The sequence below is a fragment of the Micromonospora phytophila genome (genome assembly GCF_023656545.1).
In the GTDB taxonomy this organism is placed as follows: Bacteria; Actinomycetota; Actinomycetes; order Mycobacteriales; family Micromonosporaceae; genus Micromonospora; species Micromonospora phytophila.
Genome location: NZ_JAMOKF010000524.1, coordinates 1 through 2,549, shown reverse-complemented (window position 1 = coordinate 2,549; position 2,549 = coordinate 1). Strand labels below are relative to the sequence as shown.

General features: G+C 76.4%; 1 protein-coding gene and 1 pseudogene. One reads left to right on the top strand and one right to left on the bottom strand.

Going from position 1 to position 2,549, the window contains the following annotated elements:
- Positions 1-337 (top strand): phage shock envelope stress response protein PspM (pspM, locus tag NCC78_RS30735; RefSeq protein ID WP_443677216.1); only part of this gene is annotated, 337 nt, incomplete at its 5' end.
- 103 nt (positions 338-440) lie between these two features.
- Here pspM and NCC78_RS30730 read toward each other — a convergent pair.
- Positions 441-2,549 (bottom strand): annotated as a pseudogene (locus NCC78_RS30730) (hypothetical protein); the annotation flags it as partial.

Genomic DNA, 2,549 nt, shown 5'->3' with positions numbered 1-2,549 from the left:
GCCGGCCGCGCTGGAGGCCGCCGCGGCCGACCGCTCGCTGCGGGACCTCGCCGCCCGGGTGGCCAGCGTCGAACGCGCGCTGCGGCTCGCCCCGCCCGACGCCCGACCGCCGCTGGCCGAGGCGCATCAGGCGCTGACCGGGCAGTTGGAGAGCGGCGTCGCCGCGTACGAGCGGCTGGTGGTGGCCGCCGCCGGCTACGTCGTCGAGGACGCCCGCCCGAACGTGGCGCACCCCGCCGCGTCCCGGCTGACCGAGGCGACCGACCTGCTGCACGGCGTCGCCTCGGCACTGGCTGAGCTGCGCGCCGTCGGCGCCCCGCCCACCCCCACCCGCTGACTCCGCACCCCCGCCCAGCTGTCCTGCGCACTTTCTCGGGAAGAGTGGGCATTTCCCGCCGATTGGCCACTCTTTCCGGGAAAGTGCCGCCCGTCGGGGTGGGTCAGGCGGGGGTGGTGATGGGGATGGGGCCGGTGAACGGGGAGCTGCCGACGACGTTGAACGAGCGGATGCGGTAGTGGTAGGTCACGCCGCGGGCCAGGCCGGTGTTGGTGAACCCCCGGCCGGTGACGGTGAAGGTGGCCAGCTCACGGAGGAACGCGGGATCGAGGGCCCGCTGCACGATGAAGCCGGCGCCCGGCCCCGCCGGGGTGCTCGCCGCCCAGCCGAGGACCACCGTCGCGGTGTCCGGCGCGGCGGCGGTGGCGGTGGCGCTCATCCGGGTCGGCAGGCCCGGCGCGGGCGGCGTGGTCACCTGGGCGACCGTCGACCAGGGTGAGGCGGCCCCGAGGTACGTGGTCCGGACCCGGTAGTAGTACGTGGTGTCCGGGGCGACGGCGACGTCCAGGTGCGTGTCGTCCACCCCGATCGCGGTGGTGCCCGGCCCGCTGGTGAAGGTGGGGTTGGTGGCCCGCTGGACGTCGATGCCGGTGGCGAAGGAGCGGTTGGCCCAGCGCAGGGCGACCCGCAGTGGCGCGGCGGGCGGGATCGCCGCGTTCAGCCCGGCCGGCGCGGTGAGCTGCACCGAGGCCGGCGCGCTGTTGGACCAGGCGGAGCAGCTGACCGCGTTCTCGGCCCGGATCCGGTAGTGGTGGGTCACCCCGGGGGTGACGGTGGCGTCGGTGTAGCGGGTGGCGGTGCCCGCCACCGTGATCGCGGTGAGGCCCTCGGTGAAGGTGGCGTTTGTGGCCCGCTGGAGCAGGTGGCTGGTGGCCGCCGGGCGGCTGCCGTTGCCGGTCCAGGTCAGCACGATCGCGGGCAGCGCAGTGGCCGAGCCCGGCGCCGGGGTCGCGGTCAGCCCGGTCGGCGCCTTCGGCGAGACCCGCAGCACCAGCGGGCGGCTCATGCCCTGGTCGCGGTGGCCGCCGAGCTGGCTGTGCCAGTGGTACTCCCAGCCCAGGTTGACCAGTTGGTTGACCACCACCGCGGGCCGGCCGTCGATTGGGCTGACCGGCGTCGAGCCGGTCCGGACGCCGGCCGGTCGGGTCGGGTCCAGCAGCCGTACGCTGTCGCCGATCTTGAACGGCAGGGTGGGCGCGACCGGCCGCAGGGCGATGATCACGTCCTCGCGGGGGTTCACCCGCACCACCTGCTTCCAGCCCCGCTCGCCCGGGTGCGGGGGCCGGACGGCACCGTCCCAGCCGACCCGGTTGACCAGCTGCACGTCGCAGCCGGCGAAGCGCACCGGCTGGGTCTGCCGGCTGTTGCCGCAGATCCGCCAGAGCTGGGTGCCGTCGGAGGGGGCGCCCACCGGCACGGCCGGGTCGCTGGCGTGGAGGATCTCGGTGGCCGGGTCGCTCGGGGCGAGCGGCAGCGCGGCGGGGGAGAGCGGCCCGGCATTCGGGTGGCCGACGCCGAGGCGACCGGCGAGCCGGCCGTGGCCGGGCTCGAAGACCTGCTGCACCGTCTTCACGGCGAGCGGCAGGGTGACCGGGCCGCTGCCGACGGACGGGACGAACCCGACTGTGGTGGCGTGCACCGGGACCAGCGTCTCGCGGGTGGTCCGGGTGCCGAACGCCGGGTCGTACGCCGGCTGCGGCACGATCGGCGGGCGCTGGGCGGCCGCGTACGCGCCGGGCAGCCGCTCGCGCAGCAGGTCCAGGTCGTAGCGCGGCGCCGGGATGCCGGCGACGCGGAACTGGAGCAGGGTGCGGGTGTTCGGCCCGTACCCGGGACGCGTCGGCGGCGGGCCGCCCTCGGCCGTCCGGTCCCCGGCGGCGCTGTGGTGGTCGTTGCGGGGGTCGAAGCCGGGCAGCGGGGCCGGGCAGTCGTTGTAGAGGATCAGGGTGCTGCCCGGGGCGACGGTGGAGAGGTCCACCAGCACGTCGGCCCCCTCGCCGGGGGCGAGCAGCAGCGCGTGCCCGTCGACGTTGAGCACCGTCGGGTCCCGGCGGTCGTAGCGGAAGCCCACGGGTCGGTTCGGGATCACCACCGGTGCGGGGAGCAGGCCGCACTCGTTGCCGATCTGGATCAGCTCGGGGCCGGCGGCGCCCGGGTCGGGGACCCCGCCGTCGCGCCCGTCGGTCGGCCAGCCGGCCGGGCGGTCCGGCCC